38 protein-coding genes are annotated in these 25,199 nt (G+C 33.6%); 37 read left to right on the top strand and 1 reads right to left on the bottom strand.

Annotation, left to right across the window (positions count from 1 at the left end; translation table 11 throughout):
- The first annotated feature begins 31 nt into the window (after nt 1–31).
- From rplC to IUY40_RS03815, 33 genes are all read left to right on the top strand, one after another.
- The gene (rplC, locus tag IUY40_RS03975; RefSeq protein WP_195735575.1) at nt 32–649 is read left to right on the top strand and encodes a 50S ribosomal protein L3; all 618 of its coding nucleotides are present in this window, start codon (nt 32–34) and stop codon (nt 647–649) included.
- Nucleotides 649–1,278 (top strand): 50S ribosomal protein L4, encoded by a 630-nt coding sequence (gene rplD / locus IUY40_RS03970; RefSeq protein ID WP_039111740.1) that lies wholly within the window; start codon nt 649–651, stop codon nt 1,276–1,278. Before rplC ends, rplD begins: the two co-directional genes overlap by 1 nt.
- A 7-nt stretch (nt 1,279–1,285) precedes the next feature.
- Nucleotides 1,286–1,576: a 50S ribosomal protein L23 gene (gene rplW, locus IUY40_RS03965; protein ID WP_195735574.1), complete on the top strand. Its 291-nt coding sequence runs from the start codon at nt 1,286–1,288 to the stop codon at nt 1,574–1,576.
- 9 nt (nt 1,577–1,585) lie between these two features.
- On the top strand, nt 1,586–2,410 hold the full coding sequence (rplB, locus tag IUY40_RS03960; protein WP_035619640.1) for a 50S ribosomal protein L2: 825 nt from the start codon (nt 1,586–1,588) through the stop codon (nt 2,408–2,410).
- Between the two features lie 7 nt (nt 2,411–2,417).
- Nucleotides 2,418–2,696, top strand: coding sequence for a 30S ribosomal protein S19 (rpsS, locus tag IUY40_RS03955; protein WP_008464288.1), 279 nt, complete (start codon nt 2,418–2,420; stop codon nt 2,694–2,696).
- Between the two features lie 6 nt (nt 2,697–2,702).
- Complete coding sequence (rplV, locus tag IUY40_RS03950) at nt 2,703–3,116, top strand: 50S ribosomal protein L22 (RefSeq protein ID WP_007803631.1); 414 nt, start codon at nt 2,703–2,705, stop codon at nt 3,114–3,116.
- A gap of 5 nt (nt 3,117–3,121) precedes the next feature.
- Complete coding sequence (gene rpsC, locus IUY40_RS03945; protein WP_035619639.1) at nt 3,122–3,874, top strand: 30S ribosomal protein S3; 753 nt, start codon at nt 3,122–3,124, stop codon at nt 3,872–3,874.
- A 19-nt stretch (nt 3,875–3,893) separates the two neighbouring features.
- Complete coding sequence (gene rplP / locus IUY40_RS03940; RefSeq protein WP_039111738.1) at nt 3,894–4,319, top strand: 50S ribosomal protein L16; 426 nt, start codon at nt 3,894–3,896, stop codon at nt 4,317–4,319.
- A gap of 13 nt (nt 4,320–4,332) precedes the next feature.
- Complete coding sequence (rpmC, locus tag IUY40_RS03935) at nt 4,333–4,524, top strand: 50S ribosomal protein L29 (protein WP_007803639.1); 192 nt, start codon at nt 4,333–4,335, stop codon at nt 4,522–4,524.
- A gap of 17 nt (nt 4,525–4,541) precedes the next feature.
- Nucleotides 4,542–4,802: a 30S ribosomal protein S17 gene (gene rpsQ / locus IUY40_RS03930; RefSeq protein ID WP_129539790.1), complete on the top strand. Its 261-nt coding sequence runs from the start codon at nt 4,542–4,544 to the stop codon at nt 4,800–4,802.
- 2 nt (nt 4,803–4,804) lie between these two features.
- Nucleotides 4,805–5,173, top strand: a complete 369-nt coding sequence (rplN, locus tag IUY40_RS03925; RefSeq protein WP_007803649.1) for a 50S ribosomal protein L14 — start codon at nt 4,805–4,807, stop codon at nt 5,171–5,173.
- Between the two features lie 11 nt (nt 5,174–5,184).
- The gene (rplX, locus tag IUY40_RS03920) at nt 5,185–5,499 is read left to right on the top strand and encodes a 50S ribosomal protein L24 (RefSeq protein ID WP_195735573.1); all 315 of its coding nucleotides are present in this window, start codon (nt 5,185–5,187) and stop codon (nt 5,497–5,499) included.
- Between the two features lie 2 nt (nt 5,500–5,501).
- Entirely contained in the window at nt 5,502–6,053 is a 552-nt protein-coding gene (gene rplE, locus IUY40_RS03915; protein WP_035619635.1) for a 50S ribosomal protein L5, read from the top strand.
- Nucleotides 6,054–6,056: 3 nt separating this feature from the next.
- A complete protein-coding gene (gene rpsN, locus IUY40_RS03910) occupies nt 6,057–6,326 on the top strand; it encodes a 30S ribosomal protein S14 (RefSeq protein WP_007803655.1) in 270 nt (89 codons plus the stop codon).
- A 104-nt stretch (nt 6,327–6,430) separates the two neighbouring features.
- Nucleotides 6,431–6,829, top strand: coding sequence for a 30S ribosomal protein S8 (rpsH, locus tag IUY40_RS03905; protein WP_195735572.1), 399 nt, complete (start codon nt 6,431–6,433; stop codon nt 6,827–6,829).
- A gap of 18 nt (nt 6,830–6,847) precedes the next feature.
- The gene (rplF, locus tag IUY40_RS03900) at nt 6,848–7,390 is read left to right on the top strand and encodes a 50S ribosomal protein L6 (RefSeq protein WP_195735571.1); all 543 of its coding nucleotides are present in this window, start codon (nt 6,848–6,850) and stop codon (nt 7,388–7,390) included.
- Nucleotides 7,391–7,401: 11 nt separating this feature from the next.
- Nucleotides 7,402–7,752, top strand: a complete 351-nt coding sequence (rplR, locus tag IUY40_RS03895) for a 50S ribosomal protein L18 (protein WP_195735570.1) — start codon at nt 7,402–7,404, stop codon at nt 7,750–7,752.
- Between the two features lie 3 nt (nt 7,753–7,755).
- On the top strand, nt 7,756–8,280 hold the full coding sequence (gene rpsE / locus IUY40_RS03890) for a 30S ribosomal protein S5 (RefSeq protein WP_195735638.1): 525 nt from the start codon (nt 7,756–7,758) through the stop codon (nt 8,278–8,280).
- 12 nt (nt 8,281–8,292) lie between these two features.
- Nucleotides 8,293–8,475, top strand: coding sequence for a 50S ribosomal protein L30 (rpmD, locus tag IUY40_RS03885; protein WP_017495010.1), 183 nt, complete (start codon nt 8,293–8,295; stop codon nt 8,473–8,475).
- Nucleotides 8,476–8,486: 11 nt separating this feature from the next.
- The gene (gene rplO / locus IUY40_RS03880) at nt 8,487–8,939 is read left to right on the top strand and encodes a 50S ribosomal protein L15 (RefSeq protein ID WP_195735569.1); all 453 of its coding nucleotides are present in this window, start codon (nt 8,487–8,489) and stop codon (nt 8,937–8,939) included.
- 12 nt (nt 8,940–8,951) lie between these two features.
- The gene (gene secY, locus IUY40_RS03875) at nt 8,952–10,298 is read left to right on the top strand and encodes a preprotein translocase subunit SecY (protein ID WP_195735568.1); all 1,347 of its coding nucleotides are present in this window, start codon (nt 8,952–8,954) and stop codon (nt 10,296–10,298) included.
- A gap of 7 nt (nt 10,299–10,305) precedes the next feature.
- The gene (gene infA / locus IUY40_RS03870; protein WP_007136545.1) at nt 10,306–10,521 is read left to right on the top strand and encodes a translation initiation factor IF-1; all 216 of its coding nucleotides are present in this window, start codon (nt 10,306–10,308) and stop codon (nt 10,519–10,521) included.
- Between the two features lie 12 nt (nt 10,522–10,533).
- Nucleotides 10,534–10,650, top strand: a complete 117-nt coding sequence (ykgO, locus tag IUY40_RS03865) for a type B 50S ribosomal protein L36 (protein WP_072945378.1) — start codon at nt 10,534–10,536, stop codon at nt 10,648–10,650.
- A 2-nt stretch (nt 10,651–10,652) separates the two neighbouring features.
- Nucleotides 10,653–11,027 carry a 30S ribosomal protein S13 gene (gene rpsM / locus IUY40_RS03860; protein ID WP_129539785.1) on the top strand — a complete coding sequence of 125 codons (375 nt, stop codon included), beginning with the start codon at nt 10,653–10,655 and terminating at the stop codon, nt 11,025–11,027.
- A gap of 8 nt (nt 11,028–11,035) precedes the next feature.
- Nucleotides 11,036–11,419, top strand: a complete 384-nt coding sequence (gene rpsK / locus IUY40_RS03855) for a 30S ribosomal protein S11 (RefSeq protein WP_024981527.1) — start codon at nt 11,036–11,038, stop codon at nt 11,417–11,419.
- Between the two features lie 89 nt (nt 11,420–11,508).
- On the top strand, nt 11,509–12,114 hold the full coding sequence (rpsD, locus tag IUY40_RS03850) for a 30S ribosomal protein S4 (protein WP_195735567.1): 606 nt from the start codon (nt 11,509–11,511) through the stop codon (nt 12,112–12,114).
- Nucleotides 12,115–12,135: 21 nt separating this feature from the next.
- A complete protein-coding gene (locus IUY40_RS03845; RefSeq protein WP_026109818.1) occupies nt 12,136–13,128 on the top strand; it encodes a DNA-directed RNA polymerase subunit alpha in 993 nt (330 codons plus the stop codon).
- Nucleotides 13,129–13,164: 36 nt separating this feature from the next.
- Entirely contained in the window at nt 13,165–13,653 is a 489-nt protein-coding gene (gene rplQ / locus IUY40_RS03840; protein WP_035619618.1) for a 50S ribosomal protein L17, read from the top strand.
- Between the two features lie 197 nt (nt 13,654–13,850).
- Nucleotides 13,851–14,954 (top strand): glutamine-hydrolyzing carbamoyl-phosphate synthase small subunit, encoded by a 1,104-nt coding sequence (gene carA / locus IUY40_RS03835; protein ID WP_195735566.1) that lies wholly within the window; start codon nt 13,851–13,853, stop codon nt 14,952–14,954.
- A 116-nt stretch (nt 14,955–15,070) separates the two neighbouring features.
- Nucleotides 15,071–16,363 carry a phosphopyruvate hydratase gene (gene eno, locus IUY40_RS03830; protein WP_195735565.1) on the top strand — a complete coding sequence of 431 codons (1,293 nt, stop codon included), beginning with the start codon at nt 15,071–15,073 and terminating at the stop codon, nt 16,361–16,363.
- Between the two features lie 154 nt (nt 16,364–16,517).
- Nucleotides 16,518–17,795, top strand: a complete 1,278-nt coding sequence (locus tag IUY40_RS03825; RefSeq protein ID WP_195735564.1) for a citrate synthase — start codon at nt 16,518–16,520, stop codon at nt 17,793–17,795.
- 68 nt (nt 17,796–17,863) lie between these two features.
- Nucleotides 17,864–18,778 (top strand): arginine deiminase family protein, encoded by a 915-nt coding sequence (locus IUY40_RS03820; protein ID WP_195735563.1) that lies wholly within the window; start codon nt 17,864–17,866, stop codon nt 18,776–18,778.
- Nucleotides 18,779–18,793: 15 nt separating this feature from the next.
- Nucleotides 18,794–19,729, top strand: coding sequence for an arginine deiminase-related protein (locus IUY40_RS03815; RefSeq protein ID WP_195735562.1), 936 nt, complete (start codon nt 18,794–18,796; stop codon nt 19,727–19,729).
- A 74-nt stretch (nt 19,730–19,803) separates the two neighbouring features.
- On the opposite strand, the gene IUY40_RS03810 is transcribed toward IUY40_RS03815, so the two are convergent.
- Nucleotides 19,804–20,433, bottom strand: a complete 630-nt coding sequence (locus tag IUY40_RS03810) for a MarC family NAAT transporter (RefSeq protein WP_195735561.1) — start codon at nt 20,431–20,433, stop codon at nt 19,804–19,806.
- A gap of 154 nt (nt 20,434–20,587) precedes the next feature.
- Between IUY40_RS03810 and IUY40_RS03805 the strand changes: the two genes are divergently transcribed.
- The 4 genes from IUY40_RS03805 (at nt 20,588) to IUY40_RS03790 (ending at nt 25,184) form a co-directional block, all read left to right on the top strand.
- Nucleotides 20,588–20,953, top strand: coding sequence for a CoA-binding protein (locus IUY40_RS03805; RefSeq protein ID WP_195735560.1), 366 nt, complete (start codon nt 20,588–20,590; stop codon nt 20,951–20,953).
- 282 nt (nt 20,954–21,235) lie between these two features.
- Nucleotides 21,236–21,856, top strand: a complete 621-nt coding sequence (gene recR, locus IUY40_RS03800; protein ID WP_195735559.1) for a recombination mediator RecR — start codon at nt 21,236–21,238, stop codon at nt 21,854–21,856.
- 73 nt (nt 21,857–21,929) lie between these two features.
- Nucleotides 21,930–22,727 carry a polysaccharide biosynthesis/export family protein gene (locus tag IUY40_RS03795; RefSeq protein WP_195735558.1) on the top strand — a complete coding sequence of 266 codons (798 nt, stop codon included), beginning with the start codon at nt 21,930–21,932 and terminating at the stop codon, nt 22,725–22,727.
- A gap of 15 nt (nt 22,728–22,742) precedes the next feature.
- The gene (locus tag IUY40_RS03790; protein WP_195735557.1) at nt 22,743–25,184 is read left to right on the top strand and encodes a tyrosine-protein kinase family protein; all 2,442 of its coding nucleotides are present in this window, start codon (nt 22,743–22,745) and stop codon (nt 25,182–25,184) included.
- Nucleotides 25,185–25,199: the final 15 nt, after the last annotated feature.

Below are 25,199 nucleotides of genomic sequence, written 5' to 3'. Positions count from 1 at the left end.
ATTTATATTTAATAATTAATAATTAATATTTATGTCTGGGTTAATTGGTAGAAAAATCGGCATGACTAGTATTTTTGATGAAAACGGGAAAAATATTCCTTGTACAGTAATCGAGGCTGGTCCATGTGTTGTTACCCAAGTCAGAACCAAAGGTGTTGACGGGTACGAAGCGTTGCAACTTGGTTTCGATGACAAAAACGAGAAACATTCCACAAAAGCGGCTTTAGGTCACTTTAAGAAAGCGGGAACTGTAGCTAAGAAAAAAGTCGTTGAATTCCAGGATTTCGCAACAGAGCAAAAATTAGGAGATCTTATTGATGTTTCTATTTTTTCTGAAGGAGAATTTGTAGATGTACAAGGTGTGTCTAAAGGTAAAGGTTTTCAAGGGGTTGTAAAACGTCACGGTTTTGGTGGTGTTGGTCAAGCAACTCACGGTCAACACAACCGTTTAAGAGCGCCAGGTTCTGTAGGAGCTTCTTCTTATCCATCAAGAGTATTCAAAGGAATGCGTATGGCTGGAAGAATGGGAGGAGATAATGTAAAAGTTCAAAACCTTAGAGTTTTAAAAGTAGTTACTGAAAAGAACCTACTAGTTATTAAAGGATGTGTTCCTGGTCATAACAACTCTTATGTAATCATTCAGAAGTAATGGAAGTAAAAGTATTAGATTTCAACGGAAAAGATACTGGAAGAAAAGTTCAACTTTCTGATTCAGTATTCGCAATTGAACCAAATAATCACGCTGTATATCTTGATGTTAAACAATATTTAGCAAATCAAAGACAAGGTACTCATAAGGCTAAAGAAAGAGCTGAAGTAGCAGGAAGTACACGTAAGATTAAAAAACAAAAAGGAACTGGTACTGCTCGTGCGGGTAGTATTAAAAATCCTTTGTTTAAAGGTGGTGGAACGGTTTTTGGACCAAGACCAAGAAGTTATTCATTTAAATTGAATAAAAACTTGAAGAGGTTGGCGAGAAAATCAGCTTTCTCGATTAAAGCAAAAGAAGCAAGTATTGTTGTTTTGGAAGACTTTAATTTTGAAACGCCAAACACTAAAAATTTCATTAATGTTTTGAAAGCTTTAGGGTTAGAAAATAAAAAATCTCTATTTGTGTTGGGAGAGTCAAATAAAAATGTATATTTGTCCTCACGCAATTTAAAGGCGTCTAGCGTTGTAAGTAGCTATGAATTAAGCACTTATGCTATTCTAAATGCTAATAATTTAGTGCTTTTAGAGAGTTCTTTAGAGGTAATTGAAGAAAATTTAAGCAAATAATAGGAATATGAGTATCATAATTAGACCTATAGTAACTGAAAAAGTAACCAAGGAAAGTGAAGTTTTAAATCGCTTCGGTTTTGTTGTTGACAAAAAAGCAAATAAAGTTCAGATTAAGAAAGCTGTTGAAGCTGCTTATGGAGTAACTATTTTGAGTGTTAACACAATGAATGTGAGACCGGATAGAACTACAAAATACACAAAAAGCGGTTTGATCAGCGGAAAGACAAATGCAATCAAAAAGGCAATTGTTCAAGTAAAAGAAGGAGAAACAATTGATTTTTACAACAATATCTAAGATAGAAAAATGTCAGTAAGAAAATTAAAACCTATTACCCCAGGTCAGCGATTTAGAGTTGTGAATGGTTATGACGCCATTACAACTGATAAGCCGGAACGCTCTTTGATAGCGCCGATAAAAAACTCTGGAGGTAGAAATAGTCAAGGAAAGATGACCATGCGTTATACGGGTGGTGGTCACAAGCAGAGATATCGTATTATTGATTTCAAACGTACAAAAGAAGGAATTCCAGCTACAGTGAAGTCAATCGAATATGATCCAAATCGTACTGCATTTATCGCTTTATTAGCTTATGCTGATGGAGAGAAAACTTATGTTATCGCTCAAAATGGATTGAAAGTAGGTCAGAAATTAGTTTCTGGACCAGAATCTCAACCAGAAATCGGTAATACATTGCCTTTAAGCAGAATTCCTTTAGGAACTGTTATCTCTTGTATCGAATTGAGACCAGGTCAAGGAGCGGTAATCGCTCGTTCAGCTGGAACATTTGCTCAATTAATGGCAAGAGATGGAAAATATGCTACAATTAAAATGCCATCAGGTGAAACAAGATTAATTTTGTTAACTTGTGCAGCTACAATTGGAGCAGTATCTAATTCAGACCACCAATTAGTTGTATCTGGTAAAGCAGGTAGAACAAGATGGTTAGGAAGAAGACCTAGAACAAGACCTGTTGCAATGAACCCTGTTGATCACCCAATGGGTGGTGGAGAAGGACGTTCTTCTGGTGGACATCCACGTTCAAGAAATGGAATACCAGCTAAAGGTTATAGAACTCGTTCTAAGAAAAACCCGAGTAACAAGTATATCGTAGAACGTAGAAAGAAATAATTAAGATATGGCACGTTCATTAAAAAAAGGACCTTTCGTTCATTATAAGTTAGACAAGAAAGTTCAAGAAAACGTAGAAAGTGGTAAAAATGCAGTTGTAAAGACTTGGTCTAGAGCTTCAATGATTACTCCGGATTTCGTTGGGCAAACTATCGCAGTTCATAACGGTCGTCAATTTGTACCAGTTTACGTAACAGAAAACATGGTAGGTCACAAATTAGGAGAATTTTCACCAACTAGATCTTTTAGAGGTCATGCTGGAGCAAAAAATAAAGGTAAAAAATAAGAAGCAATGGGAGTTCGTAAAAGAGAAACAGCAGATGCGAGAAAAGAGGCTAATAAGTCTATTGCTTTCGCAAAATTGAATAACTGCCCTACTTCACCTAGAAAAATGCGCTTAGTAGCGGACTTGGTAAGAGGTCAGAAGGTAGAAAGAGCACTTAACATCTTGAGATTTAGTTCTAAAGAAGCTTCTAGAAAATTAGAAAAACTATTATTATCTGCAATCAATAACTGGGAGCAAAAAAATAGTGAAGGTAATTTAGAAGAAGCTGGATTATTTGTTAAGGAGATCAGAGTAGATGGTGGAATGATGTTGAAAAGACTTCGTCCAGCTCCACAAGGTCGTGCACACAGAATAAGAAAACGTTCTAATCACGTAACAATCGTGCTTGGAGCTATCAATAACACACAAAGCAATTCTTAAGCAGCATGGGACAAAAGACAAATCCAATTGGAAATAGACTTGGTATCATCAGAGGGTGGGACTCAAACTGGTATGGTGGAAATGATTACGGTGATAAACTTGCCGAAGATCACAAAATCAGAAAGTATATCCACGCTCGTTTATCAAAAGCTAGTGTATCAAAAGTAATTATCGAGAGAACTTTGAAACTTGTAACCGTTACTATCACTACTGCAAGACCTGGTATTATTATCGGGAAAGGTGGACAAGAGGTAGACAAGTTAAAAGAAGAACTTAAGAAAATTACAGACAAAGAGGTTCAAATTAACATCTTTGAAATCAAAAGACCTGAATTAGATGCTTATCTTGTGGCGACAAGCATCGCACGTCAAATAGAAAGTCGTATTTCTTACAGACGTGCAATCAAAATGGCAATTGCTGCTTCTATGCGTATGAACGCTGAAGGTATCAAAGTTTTGATTTCTGGTCGTTTGAATGGTGCTGAAATGGCACGTTCAGAAGGTTTCAAAGAAGGTAGAATTCCTCTATCAACTTTCAGAGCTGATATTGATTATGCACTTGCAGAGGCTCATACTACTTATGGTAGAATGGGAATCAAAGTGTGGATCATGAAAGGTGAAGTTTATGGAAAGAGAGATCTTTCTCCACTTGCTGGAATGGATAAAAAACAAGCTGGTGGTGGAAAAGGTGGAGATGCTCCTCGTGGCAAATCTAACTTTAATAAAGGTTCTAAACCAGACGCTCGTAAAAGAAAGTAAATTTTTAAACTAAAGAAAAATGTTACAGCCTAAAAGAACAAAATACCGTAAGGTACAAAAAGGTAAAATGAAAGGGAATTCTCAAAGAGGATTTGAACTTTCTAATGGAATGTTTGGTATTAAATCTGTACATGAAGATGGAATGTTCTTAACCTCTCGTCAAATCGAAGCTGCACGTATCGCTGCAACTCGTTTTATGAAAAGAGAAGGACAATTATGGATCAAAATATTTCCAGACAAACCAATTACTAAGAAACCTCTTGAAGTACGTATGGGTAAAGGTAAAGGTGCAGTAGAATATTGGGCTGCAGTTGTTAAACCCGGAAGAATAATGTTTGAAGTTGGAGGAGTTCCATTGTCAGTTGCAAAAGAGGCTTTACGTCTTGCAGCACAAAAGCTTCCAGTAAAAACTAAGTTCGTTGTTGCTAGAGATTTCGAAGCATAATTTATAATATATTATGAAACAATCAGAAATAAAAGATCTTTCTGCAGCGGAGTTGCAAGAAAAACTTAGTCAAACTAAGAAGATATATGCTGACCTAAAAATGGCCCACGCTATTTCTCCAATTGAGAATCCACTTCAAATTAGAAGTGTAAGAAGAACAGTTGCAAGATTGGCTACAGAGTTAACTAAAAGAGAGTTACAATAATTGTATTCTGCTGAAAGATGGAAGAAAAAAGAAATTTAAGAAAAGAAAGAATTGGTGTTGTTACTTCAAATAAAATGGATAAATCTATTGTTATTGCTGAAGTAAGAAAAGTTAAACACCCATTATACGGTAAGTTCGTGTTGAAAACAAAGAAATACGTTGCACACGACGAAACAAACGACTGTAACATTGGAGATACTGTAAGAATTAGCGAAACGCGTCCTTTAAGTAAATCAAAATGTTGGAGATTAGTTGAAATCTTAGAAAGAGCTAAATAATTATGGTACAACAAGAATCAAGACTAAAAGTAGCAGATAATACGGGAGCAAAAGAAGTTTTAACTATCCGTGTTTTAGGAGGTACCAAAAGAAGGTATGCCTCTGTTGGTGACAAGATTGTAGTTTCTATCAAAGATGCAACTCCGAACGGGAACGTTAAAAAAGGAGCTGTTTCAACTGCAGTTGTTGTACGTACCAAAAAAGAAGTGAGAAGAGCTGATGGTTCTTATATCCGTTTCGATGACAATGCATGTGTTCTTTTGAATGCTGCAGGAGAAATGAGAGGAACTCGTGTTTTTGGTCCGGTAGCAAGAGAACTTCGTGAAAAACAATTCATGAAAATTGTATCATTAGCACCAGAAGTGCTTTAATTCGTTTTAAGATGATAAAGCTAAAAATAAAATCAGGAGATATCGTAAGAGTAATTGCTGGAGACCATAAAGGTTCAGAAGGTAAAGTTTTACGTGTTTACCGTGAGAAAAATAAAGCGATAGTTGAAGGTGTAAACATGGTTTCGAAACATACAAAACCAAGTGCAAAAAACCCTCAAGGTGGTATCGTTAAGAAAGAAGCTTCTATACAAATATCTAACATTTCACTAATTGATCCTAAAACTAAGGAAACAACTAGAGTTGGTATTAGAGTAGAAGGAGATAAGAAAGTAAGATTTTCAAAAAAATCTAATCAAGTACTATAGTAATGGCATATACACCTAGACTAAAAGAAGAATATAAGAGTAGAGTAATCTCTGCTCTTAAAGAGGAATTCGGATATACAAACGTAATGCAAGTTCCTAAATTGGAAAAAATCGTTTTGAGCCGTGGAGTTGGTGCAGCTGTATCTGATAAAAAACTTATTGACTATGCAGTTGATGAGTTGACAAAGATCACTGGACAGAAAGCAGTATCTACAATTTCAAAGAAAGACGTTGCGTCATTCAAATTGAGAAAAGGAATGCCGATTGGAGCAAAAGTTACTTTGCGTGGTGAAAGAATGTATGAGTTTTTAGATAGACTTATTACTTCTGCTTTACCACGTGTTAGAGATTTTAGTGGTATCAAAGCTACTGGTTTTGACGGAAGAGGTAATTACAATCTTGGAGTTTTAGAGCAAATCATTTTCCCAGAAATTGATATTGATAAAGTAAACAAAATTTCAGGAATGGATATTACTTTTGTTACAACTGCTCAAACAGACAAAGAAGCAAAGTCATTATTGGCTGAATTAGGTTTACCTTTTAAAAAGAATTAAGACATGGCTAAAGAATCAATGAAAGCCCGTGAGGTGAAAAGAGAGAAAACGGTAGCTAAGTATGCTGAGAAAAGAAAAGCTTTGAAAGAAGCTGGAGATTTTGAAGGTTTACAGAAATTACCTAAAAATGCTTCACCAGTTCGTTTACACAACCGTTGTAAATTAACAGGTAGACCAAGAGGTTATATTCGTCAATTTGGTATTTCACGTGTAACTTTCCGTGAGATGGCTAATAATGGATTAATTCCTGGAGTTAAAAAAGCGTCTTGGTAATCTCGCAATAAGTTATTACTTTTGCAAACCAAAAAATAATTTTAATTGATTAAAGGTTCGGGAGACGAGTGTCTCCCGAAAACCATAATCGCAATCAAATACATATGTATACAGATCCTATTGCAGATTATTTGACTAGAGTTCGTAACGCTGTGGCTGCAAACCACAAAGTTGTTGAAATTCCGGCATCTAATCTAAAAAAAGAAATAACTAAGATCTTATTTGATCAAGGTTATATCTTGAGTTACAAATTTGAGGACAACGCTGTTCAGGGTTCAATCAAAATCGCTTTGAAGTATGATAAAGATACTAAAGAGCCAGTAATTAAAGATATCCAAAGAATTAGTAAACCAGGTTTGCGTAAATATGCAGGTGCTGCTAACCTACCTAGAATCCTTAACGGATTAGGAATTGCTATTGTTTCTACGTCAAAAGGTTTAATGACAGGAAAACAAGCTAAGCAATTAAATGTAGGTGGTGAAGTAATTTGTTACGTATACTAATTATAAAGACTATATAAGATGTCAAGAATAGGTAAAAATCCAATTGTAATCCCTGCTGGTACAACTGTAGAAGTTAAAGACGGTATTATTACAGTAAAAGGAAAGAATGGTCAGCTTACACAGGAGTTTTCGGACGTAACTGTTACGGTTGAAGGCGATCAAGTTCAAGTAGATAGATCGTCTGATCACAAAGATCACAGAGCAAAACACGGACTTTACAGATCATTAATCAGTAACATGATTGTTGGTGTAAATGAAGGGTTTACTAAATCTTTAGAGTTGGTAGGAGTTGGTTATAGAGCTTCAAATCAAGGACAAAAGTTAGATTTAGCTCTTGGATATTCTCACAATATTGTTTTAGAAATTGCTCCAGAAGTAGTTTTAGAGACAATATCTGAAAAAGGTAAAAACCCTATCGTAAAATTAACATCAATTGACAAACAACTTTTAGGTCAGGTTGCGGCAAAAATTAGAGGTTTCCGTAAGCCAGAACCATATAAAGGAAAAGGTGTTAAGTTTGTAGGTGAAGTATTAAGAAGAAAAGCAGGTAAATCAGCTTAAAAAATAAGATTATGTCATTAACAAAATCTGATAGAAGACAGAGAATTAAATTCAGAATTAGAAAAACGATTAGTGGTTATGCTGCTAAACCAAGACTTTCTGTATTTAGAAGTAATAAAGAAATTTACGCACAACTTATTGATGATGTAAATGGAGTTACTTTATTGGCTGCCTCTTCAAGAGAAAAAGAAATAGGTAAAGGTACGAACGTAGAAATTGCTAACGCAGTTGGAAAACTAGTTGCAGAAAAAGCGTTAAAAGCTGGAATAGATGCAGTAACTTTCGATAGAGGAGGATACTTATATCACGGTCGTATTAAATCATTAGCAGAAGGCGCAAGAGCGGCTGGACTTAAATTCTAATATATTATGTCTAAATACAAAAATGTAGAATTGGTAAAACCAAGTGGTCTTGAACTTAAAGATCGTCTGGTAAGTGTTAATCGTGTTACTAAAGTTACAAAAGGTGGTAGAGCTTTCGGTTTTTCTGCTATTGTAGTTGTAGGTGATGAAAATGGAGTTGTTGGACATGGATTAGGGAAATCTAAAGATGTTTCTGAAGCAATTGCGAAAGCAGTAGAAGATGCTAAGAAAAATTTAGTAAAGATTCCTTTGAATGGAAAATCTGTTCCTCACGAACAAAAAGGTAAATATGGTGGTGCACGTGTATTTTTAATTCCTGCTTCTCATGGTACAGGGGTTATTGCTGGTGGAGCTGTTCGTTCAGTTCTTGAATCAGTAGGTATTCAGGATGTATTATCTAAATCTCAAGGATCATCAAATCCTCATAACGTAGTTAAAGCAACTTTTGATGCTTTATTACAAATGAGAAGCGCTTATACTGTTGCAAAACAAAGAGGTGTTTCTTTAGAAAAAGTTTTTAAAGGTTAATTCAAGGAAATTATGGCTAAATTATTAGTAAAACAAGTAAGAAGCAAAATCAACTGTCCTCTTTCTCAAAAAAGAGGTTTGGAAGCTTTAGGTCTACGTAAAATGGGACAAGTTGTAGAGCATGATTCAAATCCTGCTATCCTTGGGATGATAAACAAAGTTAAACACTTAGTTTCTGTTGAAGAAGCTAAATAACAAATACTGTTATGAATTTAAGTAACTTACAACCAGCTGAAGGGTCAACGCACAATCAAAATAAGAGATTAGGTAGAGGAGAAGGTTCTGGAAAAGGTGGTACTTCTGCAAGAGGACACAAAGGAGCAAAATCTCGTTCTGGTTATTCTAAAAAGATTGGATTTGAAGGAGGGCAAATGCCACTTCAAAGACGTGTACCTAAGTTCGGTTTCACAAACATCAACCGTAAAGAATACGAAGGTGTAAATTTAGATACGCTACAATTATTAGTAGACAATGGTGTTATTACAGATTCTGTTGATATGACAGTTTATGTAGCAAATCGTCTAGCTACCAAAAATGAAATCGTTAAGATTTTAGGTAGAGGAGAATTGAAAGCAAAATTAAAAGTAACTGCTCACAAATTTACTGCTACTGCAAAAGCGGCTATTGAAGCTGTTGGTGGAGAAGCTGTAACAATATAATTTTTCTATTATATGAAGAAATTTATTGAATCAATAAGTAATGTTTGGAAAATCGAAGAACTGAGAAATAGAATCTTAATTACATTAGGACTTCTTTTAGTATATCGTTTTGGAGCACACGTTACGCTTCCTGGAATTGATGCAACGCAATTGACTGGTTTAGCGGGACAAACAAAAAATGGTTTAGGATCTATTCTAGACATGTTCACCGGAGGTGCATTCTCTAAAGCTTCAGTTTTTGCTTTAGGTATTATGCCTTATATTTCTGCGTCTATTGTTGTTCAGTTAATGGGAATTGCGATTCCGTATTTACAAAAACTTCAAAATGATGGAGAGAGCGGTAGAAAAAAAATTAATCAGATAACACGTTGGTTAACTATCGTTATTACTTTAGTTCAAGGGCCAACTTACATCTATAATTTATATAGAACATTACCTAGCAGTGCATTTTTGCTAGGTTTTAATTCTTTTGAGTTTTTATTTTCTTCTGTGATAATTTTGGTTACAGGTACTATTTTTGCCATGTGGTTAGGAGAGAAAATTACAGATAAAGGTATTGGAAATGGAATCTCATTGTTGATTATGGTTGGTATATTAGCTCGTTTTCCACAAGCTTTTATTCAAGAATTTACAACCAGAGTTACCAATAACAATGGAGGGCCAATGTTATTAGTTATCGAAATTATTATTTGGTTATTAGTTATTATTTCTTGTGTACTGTTGATTATGGCAGTTCGTAAAATTCCAGTTCAATACGCTCGTCGTACAACTTCAGGAGATTATGAGCAAGATTTGATGGGAGGTAATAGACAATGGATTCCACTTAAGCTTAATGCTTCTGGGGTTATGCCAATTATTTTTGCACAAGCAATTATGTTTATTCCTGCAGCTGTAGCTGGATTATCGAAATCAGATACATCACAATCAATTGTTGGTGCTTTTAGTAATATGTTTGGATTTTGGTATAACTTTGTATTTGCAACTTTAATTGTTGTGTTTACTTTCTTTTATACTGCAATTACAGTACCTACTAACAAGATGTCTGATGACTTAAAGAGAAGTGGTGGTTTTATTCCAGGTGTTAGGCCAGGGGTGGAGACTTCAGATTTTCTTGATAAAGTGATGTCTTTAATAACTTTCCCAGGATCTTTATTCCTTGCTTTAATTGCTGTGTTCCCAGCCATTGTTGTAAGTTTTATGGATGTACAACAATCTTGGGCAATGTTTTTTGGAGGTACCTCGTTAATAATTATGGTTGGAGTTGCAATAGATACTATTCAACAAATTAATTCATATTTGTTAAACAAACATTATGATGGTTTAATGAAGACTGGTAAAAATAGAAAAGCAGTAGCTTAATTTTTATATGGCAAAACAATCAGCAATAGAACAAGACGGATCAATCATCGAAGCATTGTCAAATGCGATGTTCCGTGTAGAATTAGAAAATGGACATATTGTAATCGCTCATATTTCTGGTAAGATGCGTATGCATTACATCAAATTATTACCTGGTGATAAAGTGAAACTAGAAATGAGTCCTTACGACTTGTCAAAAGCAAGAATTACTTATAGATATTAAAGGATATTCACTATGAAAGTTAGAGCATCAGTAAAAAAGAGAAGTCCCGAGTGCATCATTGTGCGTAGAAAAGGGAGATTGTACGTAATAAACAAAAAGAATCCTAGATTTAAACAAAGACAAGGATAATTATGGCAAGAATAGCAGGGGTAGATATCCCAAAAAATAAGAGAGGTGTTATAGCACTTACCTATATCTTTGGATTAGGAAGAAGTAGAGCTATTGAGATTTTAGAAAAAGCTCAAGTTAGCCAAGATAAAAAAGTTCAAGAATGGAATGATGATGAGATCGGAGCAATTCGTGAAGCAGTATCATCTTTCAAAATTGAAGGAGAATTACGTTCTGAGGTTTCTTTAAACATCAAACGTTTAATGGATATTGGTTGTTACAGAGGTATCCGTCATAGATCTGGTCTTCCGTTAAGAGGACAAAGAACTAAAAATAACTCTAGAACAAGAAAAGGTAAAAGAAAAACTGTTGCTAACAAGAAAAAAGCAACTAAATAATAAGTAATATGGCTAAAGCAACTGCAAAAAAACGTAAAGTTATCGTTGAATCAACGGGTGAAGCTCATATTTCTGCCACTTTCAACAACATTATCATTTCTTTGACAAATAAGAAAGGTGAAGTTATTTCTTGGTCTTCAGCTGGTAAGATGGGTTTCAGAGGTTCTAAAAAGAATACTCCGTACGCAGCTCAAATGGCAGCAGAAGATTGTAGTAAAGTAGCTCTTGAGGCAGGACTTAAAAAAGTTAAAGTTTATGTAAAAGGACCAGGAAACGGACGTGAGTCTGCAATTCGTTCTCTTCATAACGGTGGAATTGAAGTTACAGAGATTATCGATGTTACTCCAATGCCTCACAACGGATGTCGTCCTCCTAAAAGACGTAGAGTTTAATACTCAAAATTTATAGTATAACCTAGATTGAAAATAGATTATCGAAGGATCAGACCTGAATTCATAATCTCAATCTTAAACAATTTAAAATGGCAAGATATACTGGTCCAAGTACAAGAATAGCTCGTAAATTTGGCGAAGCAATTTTCGGAGATGACAAATCTTTCGAAAGAAGAAATTACCCACCTGGACAACACGGGATGGCTAAAAAAAGAGGAAAAAAATCTGAGTATGCTATTCAATTAATGGAAAAGCAAAAAGCTAAATATTCTTACGGAATTTTAGAAAAACAATTCAGAAATTTATTCGAAAAAGCATCAGCGACTAAAGGAGTTACTGGTGAAGTTTTGTTACAACTATGTGAAGCAAGATTGGATAATGTAGTTTTTAGAATGGGTATTGCTCCTTCTAGAAGAGGTGCACGTCAAATCGTATCTCACAGACACGTTACCGTAAATGGTGAAGTTGTTAACATTCCGTCTTACCACCTTAAGCCTGGTGATAAAGTTGCTGTTCGTGAAAAATCTAAATCTTTAGAGGCTATCGAACGTTCTTTATCAAATTCAAGTCATGTTTATGAATGGATTACTTGGAACAATGATCTTAAAGAAGGAACTTTCGTTTCTGTACCTGCAAGACTTCAAATTCCAGAAAACATTAAAGAACAATTAATCGTAGAGTTGTACAACAAATAATAATTGACTTAGTCGAAATTTATGGCAATATTTAATTTTCAAAAGCCCGATAAAGTTATCATGATCGATTCAACCGATTTTGAAGGTAAATTCGAATTTAGACCTTTAGAGCCTGGTTATGGATTGACTGTTGGTAATGCACTTAGAAGAGTTTTGCTTTCAGCATTAGAAGGTTATGCAATTACATCTGTTCGCATTGAAGGTGTAGATCATGAGTTTTCTACTATCTCAGGTGTTGTTGAAGATGTTACCGAAATTATCCTTAATCTTAAACAAGTTCGTTTCAAACGTCAAATTGAAGATATCGATAATGAAGCAGTTACTATTTCTGTTTCTGGTAAAGATCAACTAACAGCAGGTGATTTTCAAAAATTTATTTCAGGTTTCCAAGTGCTGAATCCGGACCTTGTTATCTGTAATTTAGATAGTAAAATTAAACTGAATTTCGATTTAACAATCGAAAAAGGTAGAGGATACGTTCCTGCTGAGGAGAACAAAAAACAGAACGCTGCAATTGGAACTATTTTTACAGATTCAATTTTTACTCCGGTAAAAAATGTGAAATATGCAATTGAAAACTTCCGTGTTGAGCAAAAGACAGATTACGAAAAATTAGTTTTTGAAATCAAAACTGATGGTTCTATTAATCCTAAAGATGCTCTTACTGAAGCTGCTAAAGTTTTAATTCACCACTTCATGTTATTCTCTGACGAAAGAATTACACTCGAGGCTGACGAAATTGCACAAACAGAATCGTATGATGAAGAGTCATTACATATGAGACAATTGCTTAAAACTAAGCTTGTTGATATGGATTTATCTGTGAGAGCATTAAATTGCTTGAAAGCGGCTGAAGTTGATACACTTGGTGATTTAGTATCGTTCAATAAAAATGACCTAATGAAATTCCGTAATTTTGGTAAAAAATCTTTAACTGAACTTGATGAACTTGTTGCAGTTAAGAATTTAACTTTCGGAATGGATTTAGCTAAATACAAACTAGATAAAGAATAATCTAATTCGCTTAGGCGAGTTAAATTTAACATAGCAATGAGACACGGAAAAAAATTCAATCACTTAAGCAGACAGACTGGACATAGAAAAGCTATGTTGGCTAATATGGCTTGTTCTCTTATTGAGCACAAACGTATTAACACTACTGTTGCTAAAGCTAAAGCGCTTAAACAATTCGTTGAGCCTTTAATCACAAAATCAAAAGAAGATACGACTCACAATCGTCGTATTGTTTTTGCATACTTACGTAGTAAATACGCTGTAACTGACTTGTTCAGAGATGTAGCTGCTAAAGTAGGAGACCGTCCAGGTGGATACACACGTATCATTAAAGTTGGAAATCGTTTGGGAGATAACGCTGATATGGCGATGATCGAACTTGTTGATTTCAATGAACTTTACAATGGAGGTAAAAAAGAAGTTAAAAAAGCAAAAAGCCGTCGTGGTGGAAAAGCAAAGAAAGCTGAAGAGACTTCTGAAGCTCCTGCTGCTGATACAGAAACGACAACTGAAGCTTCTGAATAATTATGAAAATAATCATTCAATAAGAATTAAGGATAAACTAGTTACTAGTTTATCCTTTTTTTTTGTTTTTTTTGAAACTAAAAACACAATAATCTAACACTTTCCCTTTTAAGGGTTTTATTTTTAAAGATGAATTTTTTAAAAAACCTTGCACTCGCTCTTTTAAAAAATTAAATTTGCAAAATATCTAATTACAAATGAAATACACAACACGACAAAGCGCCATTCTTTTGCTAAGCGACGGAACAATTTTTCACGGAAAATCAATCGGAATTAGTGGTACAACTTTTGGCGAAGTTTGCTTTAATACTGGAATGACAGGATATCAAGAAATCTTTACAGACCCTTCTTATTTTGGTCAGATTATGGTTGCTACCAATGCACACATTGGGAATTATGGTGTAAATGATTCAGAAATAGAATCTGATAGCATCAAAATATCAGGATTAGTTTGTAAAAACTTTAGCTTTAATTATTCTCGTGAAGATGCTTCAGAGAGTTTAGAGTCTTATTTTATCAAAGAAAATCTTATTTGCATCTCTGATGTTGATACAAGAGCATTGGTGAGTTATATACGTGATAACGGAGCGATGAATGCTGTGATATGTACAGATGGAACTTCAATCGAAGATTTAAAGATTGCTTTGGCAAATGTTCCAAATATGGAAGGTTTGGAGCTTGCTTCAAAAGTTTCGACAACTGAACCTTACTTTTATGGAGATGAAAATGCAACTTATAAAATCTCAGCATTAGATTTAGGGATTAAGAAGAATATTTTGCGTAATTTGGCTAAAAGAGATTGTTATATAAAAGTGTTTCCGTATAATTCTACTTTTCAAGATTTAGCAGCATTTAATCCAGATGGTTATTTCTTGTCTAATGGCCCTGGTGATCCAGATCCATTATTTGGAGCAATAGAAGTTGCTAAAGAAATTTTGGCAAATAATAAACCATTGTTTGGTATTTGTTTAGGGCATCAAGTTATTGCTTTGGCGAATGGTGTTTCTACTTATAAAATGTTTAATGGACATCGAGGAATAAATCATCCTGTTAAAAATATTATTACTGGAAAAGGTGAGATTACATCTCAGAATCATGGTTTTGCGGTTAATAAAGAACAATTAGATAATCATCCAGATTTAGAGATTACACATTTGCATCTTAATGATGAAACTGTTGCGGGTATGCGTATGAAAAATAAAAATTGTTTCTCAGTACAGTATCATCCAGAAGCAAGTCCAGGACCTCATGACTCTTCTTATTTGTTTGACCAATTTATTGAGAACATAAGAGGAAATTAAACTAAAACGATTGAGTTAATAAATAAAAATGTTTTATCGCTAAGGAACTTAATTAGTGTCAAATATTTTTATAATTTCGGAATATATTTATAATTTAATAATAAAAAACAAAAATAATGAGTATTATAATAAAAATTCACGCAAGACAAATTTTTGATTCTAGAGGTAATCCTACTATTGAAGTTGATGTAATTACAGACAACGGAGTTTTAGGAAGAGCAGCAGTTCCATCAGGAGCTTCTACTGGAGAGCATGAAGCGGTTGAATTACGTGATGGAGGAAAAGCTTTTTTAGGTAAAGGAGTTTTAAATGCAGTGAAAAATGTAAATACTATTATTGCGGAAGAATTAGTTGGTATTTCTGTTTTTGAACAAAATGTAATCGATCAAGCTATGATTGATTTAGATGGAACTCCAAATAAATCTAAATTAGGAGCAAACGCTATTTTAGGTGTTTCTCTTGCGGTTGCAAAAGCAGCGGCTAATGAATTAGGATTGCCTTTGTATAGATATGTAGGTGGGGTTTCGGCAAATACGTTGCCTGTGCCGATGATGAACATCATTAACGGAGGTTCACATTCTGATGCTCCGATTGCTTTTCAAGAATTTATGATTTTTCCAGTAAAGGCAACTTCTTTTTCTCACTCTATGCAAATGGGGACTGAAATTTTCCATAGTCTGAAAAAAGTGTTACATGACAGAGGGTTAAGTACGGCTGTTGGTGATGAAGGAGGTTTTGCTCCAAATTTACCAGGTGGTACTGAAGATGCTTTGGATACGATTAAAAAAGCAGTTGAAAATGCTGGATATACTTTTGGTGACGAAATTATGATTGCTCTTGACTGTGCTTCTGCTGAATTTTATGTAAACGGTAAATACGATTACTCTAAATTTGAAGGAGAAACAGGTAAAGTAAGAACTTCTGCAGAGCAAGTTGATTACTTAGCTGAATTAGTAGCTAAATACCCAATTATATCTATTGAAGATGGAATGGATGAAAATGACTGGGATGGATGGAAATTACTTACTGAAAAAATTGGACATAAAGTACAATTGGTAGGAGATGATTTGTTTGTGACTAATGTTGAACGTTTATCTACTGGGATAGAAAAAGGAATTGCGAATTCTATTCTTATAAAAGTAAACCAAATTGGTACTTTAACAGAGACTATTGCAGCGGTAAATATGGCTAAAAATGCAGGCTATACTTCGGTAATGTCTCATCGTTCAGGAGAGACTGAAGATAATACGATTGCAGATTTAGCAGTAGCATTAAACTGTGGTCAGATTAAAACAGGTTCAGCTTCACGTTCTGATCGTATGGCAAAATACAATCAATTATTAAGAATTGAAGAAGAATTAGGGAGTACAGCTTACTTTCCAGGATTAAATGCATTTAAAATAAAATAATTGTAAGATTATATATTGCTTTGAGCCATTCGTGAAAACGAATGGCTTTTTTTTTGAGTTTTAACAAATTCATAGCAATATTCCTTTTTTAGTTAGTCTTAAATTCCTTAGATTTGATAAATTATTATTTAAAAGATTTATTTCCGATTATATTATGTCAAAAATAGCTACCCTAGAAGTAGATGGTAAGAAGATTGAGCTTCCTGTTGTAACTGGAAGCGAAAATGAATCTGCTGTCGATATTAACAAATTACGTGATTTAACTGGTTTCATTACACTTGATCCAGGATATAAAAACTCAGGTTCTTGTACAAGTGAAATTACTTTTCTTGATGGTGAATTAGGAATTTTACGTTACAGAGGATACTCAATTGAAGATTTAGCTGAGCAAGCAAGCTTTCCTGAGGTGTCTTATCTATTAATTTTTGGAGAATTACCAACTGCTCAGCAATTAGCACAATTTGATGCTGATATTAAAAAGCATACTTTGGTAAACGAAGAAATGAAAAACATCATTGATGGTTTTCCAAAAACGGCTCATCCTATGGGTGTTTTGTCTGCATTGACAAGTGCCTTGACGGCTTTCAATCCTAAGTCGGTAAATGTAGAAAATGAAAAAGAAATGTATGATGCTGTTTGTAAAACAATAGCTAAGTTTCTTGTTATTGCTACATGGACTTATAGAAAAACTATGGGGTATCCGTTAAACTATTATGATAATACAATAGGATATGTAGAGAATTTTATGCAATTAATGTTTAAATTACCTACAGGGCCTTACGCAGCAAATCCTATCGTAGTTAATGCACTAGATAAATTATTTATATTACATGGTGATCATGAGCAAAACTGTTCTACATCTACTGTAAGAATGGTTGGTTCTTCACATGCTGGACTATTTGCTTCGATTTCTGCGGGAGTTTCTGCACTTTGGGGACCACTTCATGGAGGTGCGAATCAAGCAGTTCTTGAGATGCTAGAAGAGATTAATAAAGACGGTGGAGATACAGATAAATTTATGGCGAAAGCCAAAGATAAAAATGATCCATTCCGTTTAATGGGATTTGGTCATAGAGTTTACAAAAACTTTGATCCAAGAGCTAGAATTATTAAGAAAGCTGCGGATGAAGTTTTAAATACATTAGGAGTTGATGATCCAATTTTAGCAATAGCTAAAAAACTGGAAGCAGCAGCTCTTGAAGATGAATACTTTAAGTCAAGAAGTTTGTATCCTAACGTAGATTTTTATTCAGGAATCATTTATAGAGCATTAGGAATCCCTACAGATATGTTTACTGTTATGTTTGCAATTGGAAGATTGCCAGGTTGGATTGCACAATGGAAAGAAATGCGTGAGAATAAAGAACCAATCGGGCGACCTAGACAAATATATACAGGTCATCCTTTAAGAGAATTCAAATCGAATAAATAAAATTCAATTTAAAGCTTCACTTAACTGTGAAGCTTTTTTTTATCTTTGTCGAAATCAAATAATAGAATATGTTACAATTAAATGTAAAGAACGAAACATCAAGATTACGGGCAGTAGTTTTGGGATCTGCAGTTCATAATGGGCCTACGCCAACTATCGAGGAAGCGTATGACCCAAAATCTTTGGAGCATATTAAGGCAGGGACTTATCCAGTAGAGTCTGATATGGTTACCGAAATGAATGCTTTTAATGCAGTGCTTCAAAAATACGATGTGACAGTTTTTCGCCCCGAAATGATTGAAAACTATAACCAAATTTTTGCTAGAGATATTGGTTTCGTAATAGATAATGTTTTTATAAAATCAAATATTTTACCTGATAGAGAACGTGAGTTGGATGCCATTCAGTATGTAATAGACCAAATAGATCCTAACAAAGTAGTTCGTCCACCAGAAGAAGTCCATATTGAAGGAGGTGATGTTATGCTTTGGAATGATCATGTATTTATTGGGACTTATAAAGGAAGCGATTATAAAGATTATATTACAGCAAGAACAAATATAGAGGGAGTTGAATTTATTAGAAATTTGTTTCCTAATAAAATAGTAAAAGAGTTTGATTTAGTTAAATCTAAAATTGAAGCTCGCGATAATGCTTTGCATTTGGATTGCTGTTTTCAACCAGTAGGAAAAGATAAAGGAATCATTTATAAAAGAGGATTTCGTGAAGAAGCCGATTATATGTATTTGGTAAATCTTTTTGGTAAAGAAAATTTATTTCATATCGAGAGAGAAGAAATGTATTTTATGAATTCTAATGTTTTCTCTATAGATACAAATGTTGTTGTGTCTGAGAAAAATTTTACTAGATTAAATAATTGGTTAAGAAGTAATGGGTTTGTTGTAGAAGAAATTCCATATGCTGAAATTGCTAAACAAGAAGGGTTATTGAGATGTTCAACATTACCTTTAATTCGAGATTAATTTTATATTAAAAACATGAAACAAACTACAAACGCAATAGTAATGATTCGTCCAGTGGCATTCCGTATGAATGAACAAACGGCTGTAAATAATTATTATCAAAAAGTGTTAGACGGACTTTTGCCAGCAACAGTAAATGCAAAAGCGCAACAAGAGTTTGATACTTTTGTTGAAAAGCTAAGAGCTGTAGGAGTAGATGTAACTGTTGTAGAAGATACTCTAAATCCGGATACGCCTGATAGTATATTCCCTAACAACTGGGTTTCTTTTCATGAAAATGGGGATGTGGCTTTATATCCTATGTTTGCTGAGAATCGTCGTCAGGAACGTCGTGAAGATATCTTAGATATTCTAGAAGAAAAAGGATTCGAAATTAATAATATAGTCGATTATACATCGGCAGAGGAAGATGGTTTTTTCTTAGAGGGAACTGGAAGCTTACTTTTGGATAGAGCAAATGGGAAAGCATATTGTGCACTTTCACCAAGAGCTGATGAAGAATTGTTTATCGAATTTTGTGAGGATTTTGATTATGCGCCAGTTATTTTCGAAGCATTTCAGACTGTTAATGGAGAAAGAAAACTAATTTATCATACTAATGTTATGATGTGTTTAGGAGAAACTTTTGCAGTGATTTGTGCAGATTGTATTGATGATAAAAAAGAGCGCAAAATGGTTCTTGAAAATCTAAAAGCGGATAAAAAAGAAGTCATTTTAATTACAGAAGGTCAGGTAAATAATTTCGCAGGAAATATGCTTGAAGTTCGTGGTACAAATGATAAAAAATATATTGTTATGAGTGCATCAGCACATCAGAGTCTAACTCCAAAACAAATTTCGCAACTAGAAAAGCATGCCGAAATTTTAAGCTCAAGTTTAGATACTATTGAAGCTTGTGGCGGAGGAAGTGCAAGATGTATGATGGCAGAAGTGTTTTTACCAAGAGTATAAACTAAAATAGGGTTGCAAAAAAGGGATGAATTGTACTATTTATCCCTTTTTTTTGACTTTTAGCGAAATCAAAATTACATTAAATTTACTTTAATTATATTGATAATTGCACTTACTATGTATTGTATTCCAATAGCAATTACAATAAAACCAACAATCCTAGAAATTGCAACAATTCCAGATGCTCCAAGTATCTTGGCAAGATAATGTGCACTTCTTAGAATAATAAAAATTACAATAGCAATTGCTAAAACAGCAAATGAACCTATTATAACTTCACTAGTTTGGTGGTGTTCTTGATAAAAAGCAATTAATAAAGATATCGACCCAGGGCCTGCAAGCATTGGGATTGCAAGTGGAGTAAGAGCAATGTCATTTCTTTGTTGTGCATCTGTTTCTATCTTTTTATTTATCCCTCTTTTCTTGTTGAATTTGCCTGATAGTAGAGAGAATCCTGAATTTACAATTATAATTCCTCCAGCAATACGAAGAGCATCGATGCTAATCCCGAAGAAAGTCAGCATATATTGTCCTACGAAAAATGAAACAATTAAGATTATGAAAACATTTATTGCAGTCCATAAAGAAATTCTGGAACGCTCTTTCTTGGAGTCGTGTTGTGTTAATCCTACAAAGATTGGAACTGTTCCAATTGGGTTTAATACCGAGAAAAGAGCGGCAAATAAGTAAATAAATAGATCCATAAGGTCTGGTTTAGTACTGTAAAAATAGTCTTTTTAAAAGATATGATTGCAGTTTGAACAGTAGGTTGCTGATTTTGTTGAAAAATAACTAAACTTTTTAAATAATCGAAGAGCTAAACCTTTTTGATTACTTTTGTGGTATATATTAAAGACAATGAAAAATAAAAAAACAGTAGTGCTTGGAGCAACTACGAAGCCTGATAGATATGCTTTTTTAGCTATAAATAAATTAGTTGAAAAAGGACATACAGTTTTGGCAATTGGTCAAAACGCAGGAGAAGTAGCAGGAGTAAAGATTCATACAAAGGCTATTCCGCTTAAAAATATTGATACAGTTACTTTATATTTGAATCCATCGCGTCAGCGCGATTATTATAATTACATTGTAGAGGCTAAGCCTAAGCGAGTAATTTTTAATCCGGGAACTGAAAATCCAGAATTATATCAATTATTAGAGCTTAATAATATCAAAGCTCAAGTTGCTTGTACATTGGTTTTACTTACTACAAATCAATATTAGTTCTTTTTAGGTAATTTGTTTCTAAAGAGCGATACCAATTGTTATTGGAGCTTATTTGTTATATCTTTTTCTGGCACTAAAAGTCAGAAAAATGATGTTGCTTTAAATGAAGTTTAATTGTATTCTAAAGGATAGAAAAGTGTAACAAGTCAATTTGTTGTAGGCCAGGTAATAAAGAACGATTATGATTAGTTTTAAGATGTACTGCTTTGCGTATTTTAAACATCTTTATTTCCATAAACAAAAGTTGAGTAAACCCACAAATTTAGTATTTTTGTCTTCATGGAATTTTCTTCAAAATTAATAGAAAAAGCAGTCAACGAAATGTCACAATTGCCAGGTATTGGTAAACGTACAGCTTTGCGACTAGTTTTGCATTTATTAAAACAACCCAAAGAACAAACAGGTTTTTTAGCCGAAGCGCTAACAACTATGCGCGCTGATATTAAATTTTGTGAAAGCTGTCATAATATTTCTGATATCGCAGTTTGCGAGATTTGTGCTAATACGTCAAGAAATCATCAGACTATTTGTGTAGTAGAAGATATTCGCGATGTAATGGCTATAGAGAACACAGGGCAATACAAAGGGATTTATCATGTTTTAGGTGGGAAAATTTCTCCTATAGAGGGAGTCGGACCAAGCCAGTTGAATATAACGACTTTAGTCGAAAAGGTTAAGTTGGGTGGAGTAAACGAAATTATATTTGCTTTGAGCTCGACTATGGAAGGTGATACTACTAATTTTTATATCTATAAGCAAATAGCCGATGTCGAAATTATAATCTCAACTATTGCACGTGGAATTGCGGTAGGCGATGAGTTGGAATATGCCGATGAAGTTACCCTTGGCCGAAGTATATTGCAGAGAGTTCCGTTTGAGAAAACGTTCAAAAATAATTAACTGAGTTTATAATAAAAATCAATATTTTATAAATAATAAATGAAAAGCTATATTTGCTGTTAAAATTCTACAAATGAACAAAAACTCTTTTTATCTGTTGCTACTTATTGGCTTCCTTTTTACATCTTGTATTCCACTAAATGATTTGGTTTATTTACAAGATAAAGGAGCAACAGGTACAGAAAGTAATATTACTGCTGTAGAATCAAAGCCGTATCGGTTACAAACAAATGATGTTTTAAGTATTAATATAAAAGCGATTGATCCAAAATTAGTTGCGATTTTTAATACTACTGATAAAGTTGCTGGACAAAGTTCTTCTAACTCTGAATCGAGTTTGTATTTTGATGGTTTTACTGTTGATGATCATGGAAATATAAGGATGCCTGTTTTGGGAGAAATAAATGTTATGGGATATACGATTGAAGAGGTGCGTATTAAAATTGAGAAACAATTATTAGACGACCATTTTAAATCTGAGGCAAATATATTTGTAACAGTTAAGTTGGCAGGTTTTAGATATACAATAAATGGGGAAGTAGGCTCTCCAGGTACGAAAACACTTTTTCAGCAACACGTAAATGTAATGGAGGCCATTGCCAATTCTGGTGATATTACAATTACAGGAAATAGAAAGTCAGTTACCATTATTCGTCAATCGCCTACAGGAGTCGAAATGCACGATATAGATCTTACCGATCTTAATGCTATGAAATCTCCTTACTATTATTTACAACCAAATGATTATATATATGTGAAACCACTTAAGCAAAAAACTTGGGGAACTGGTAAAACAGGAATAGAATCTATTGGAACAATAATTACAATAATTTCTTTGGCAACAACTACATTTTTACTTTTAAAACTTTAAAAACCTACTCAGAAAATGTTAGATATAAAAGATTTTTCAATTTTTGACAATCAATCCAATTTTGATTTTAGAGGGTTTTTATTGAAAATTGGAGGGTATTGGAAATGGTTTTTATTGAGTTTAATTATTTCTTTTACAATTGCCTATCAAGTAAATATTCGTAAAGAAAAAATATACGGAATGGAGACGTTGATTTCCATAAAAGAAGAAAATAATCCATTTTTTACTTCAAATACAAGTTTAGTCTTTAACTGGGGAGGAACTTCCGACCAGATTAGTAGTACAACTACCGTATTGCAATCAAGATCTCACAATGAACTTGTTGTAGATAAATTGCAATACTATATTGATTATCTAGAACAAGGAGAATATAATTTGGTAGATTCTTATGGAGCAGTTCCTTTTTATGTAGCTATAGATAAATCCAAAGGCCAGTTAGCTGGTTCGTTAATTAGTATTAAGTTTTTAAATGCTAATGAATATGAAATCAGAATCCCTTTTGAGAATAATTCAGTTTCATTAATTACTTATGCAAATAACTCATATAATAATACAGCTGTTGAGATAGGAGAGTTTGTAAAAAAGTATAAAGTTGGTGAACAAGTTTCGTTGCCTTTTTTAAATTGGAAATTGCAAATAAATGATAATCCAGGTTTTTATAAAGACAAAGAATATTTTGTAAGATTTAATAATTTTGATGGAACGGTTGCAAGATATCGTGGCGTTAGCGTGCAGTCGGATGAAAGAGGAGGTTCGATACTTACATTAGGAATGCAAGGAACTAATAAAGCAAGGATGGTTGAGTATTTAAATTCGACTGTGAAGATGCTAATAAAAATACAACTTGATAGTAAAAATCAATTTGCGACAAATACGATTAATTTTATCGATAGTACGCTTGTGGCTATGGAAACTCAGTTAAAGCAGACAGGAGATGAGTTGAAGTCGTTTAGAAAAGGCAAAAATGTTTATAATATAGAAGAGGGAGGTAGTAAAATCTCAGACAAAATTATGGATTTTGATGTCGAAAGAGATGAAGTTACCCGTAAAATTGCCTATTATAATTCGTTAAAAGCTTATTTAAAGAACAGTGTTGATTATTCTAAATTACCAGCCCCATCAGTTGCAGGAATTGAAGAACCAAATATTGTTGTGAATGTTTCTAAATTAATATCGCTTTCCACACAAAGATCAGAAATGGCTTATGCGGTAAAAAGTGATAAGATTTTTAAGGATTTTGACAATCAAATGATGGCTGTTAAAAATGTTTTGTTAGAGAATATTGCATCAGCAAGAGCTTCACTACAATATGATTTGGCGATGGTTAATAGTAAAATTGGACAGACTGAAAGTACGATAAAAAGATTACCAGAAGAGCAGCAGGAATTATTAAAAATTAAGAGGAAGTATGATTTAAGTGATAATATTTACAGCACATTTCTTCAAAAAAGAAGTGAAGCAGATATTGTAAAAGCAGCTAATTTATCTGACATTCATTTTATAGACCCTGCGAAAGATGTTGGAGGAGGATTGATAGGGCCTAAAACATCGGTTAATTATGTTTTAGCGTTATTCTTGGGGTTGTTAATTCCATTGTTAGCTATTTTTGCTGTTTTCTTTATTAGTAATTCAATTCAAAATATAGATGATGTTAGTAGGCAAACACAGATTCCATTAATTGGAGTAGTGGGTGTAAATAATGAAGCTTCGAGTTTAGCGGTATTTGATAAACCAAAATCCGCATTGTCAGAGTCGTTTAGGGCAATCCGCTCTTCGTTACAGTTTTTATATAAGAAACAACAAGTTGATGGAGCAAAAACATTAATGATAACTTCATCGGTTAGTGGTGAAGGGAAATCATTTTGTTCAATTAATATAGCTACTGTTTTTGCCTTGAGCGAAAAAAGAACAGTTATTGTTGGTTTGGATTTAAGGAAACCAAGATTGGCAGAAGAATTTGAGTTGACTAATGATGTAGGAGTAGCTAATTATTTGATTGAGAAAAAAAGCCTAGCCGAGATTACGAATACAACCAAGATTCCATATTTAGATGTTATTCTTTCAGGACCAATTCCTCCAAATCCTTCTGAATTGATTTTAGGAGAAACTATGAAGGAATTTATTGATGAGTTGAAAATGAAATACGATTACATAATTTTAGATACCCCTCCAGTTGGACTCGTTTCAGATTCTTTAGAATTGGTACAGTATAGTGATGTTATCTTATATATCGTAAGACAAAATTATACCAAAAAGGATATGATAACGTTGTTAAATAATAGGATAAAAAGAGGAGAACTTAGAAATACGAGTATTGTTTTGAACGGATTTGAGAATAAAGCTAAATATGGAGCTACTTACGGATATGGTTATGGGGACTATTCTAACGGTTATCATGAAGAATCACAAAAAGCAAGCTTATTAAAAAGGATTTTTAATAAATTGAATAAAAAATAATATCGGAAAATTTAA

The organism is Flavobacterium sp. ALJ2 (assembly GCF_015594725.1).
Classification (GTDB): domain Bacteria; phylum Bacteroidota; class Bacteroidia; order Flavobacteriales; family Flavobacteriaceae; genus Flavobacterium.
The sequence above is the reverse complement of the archived record's forward strand: the minus strand, read 5'-3'. Positions and strand labels throughout refer to the sequence as shown.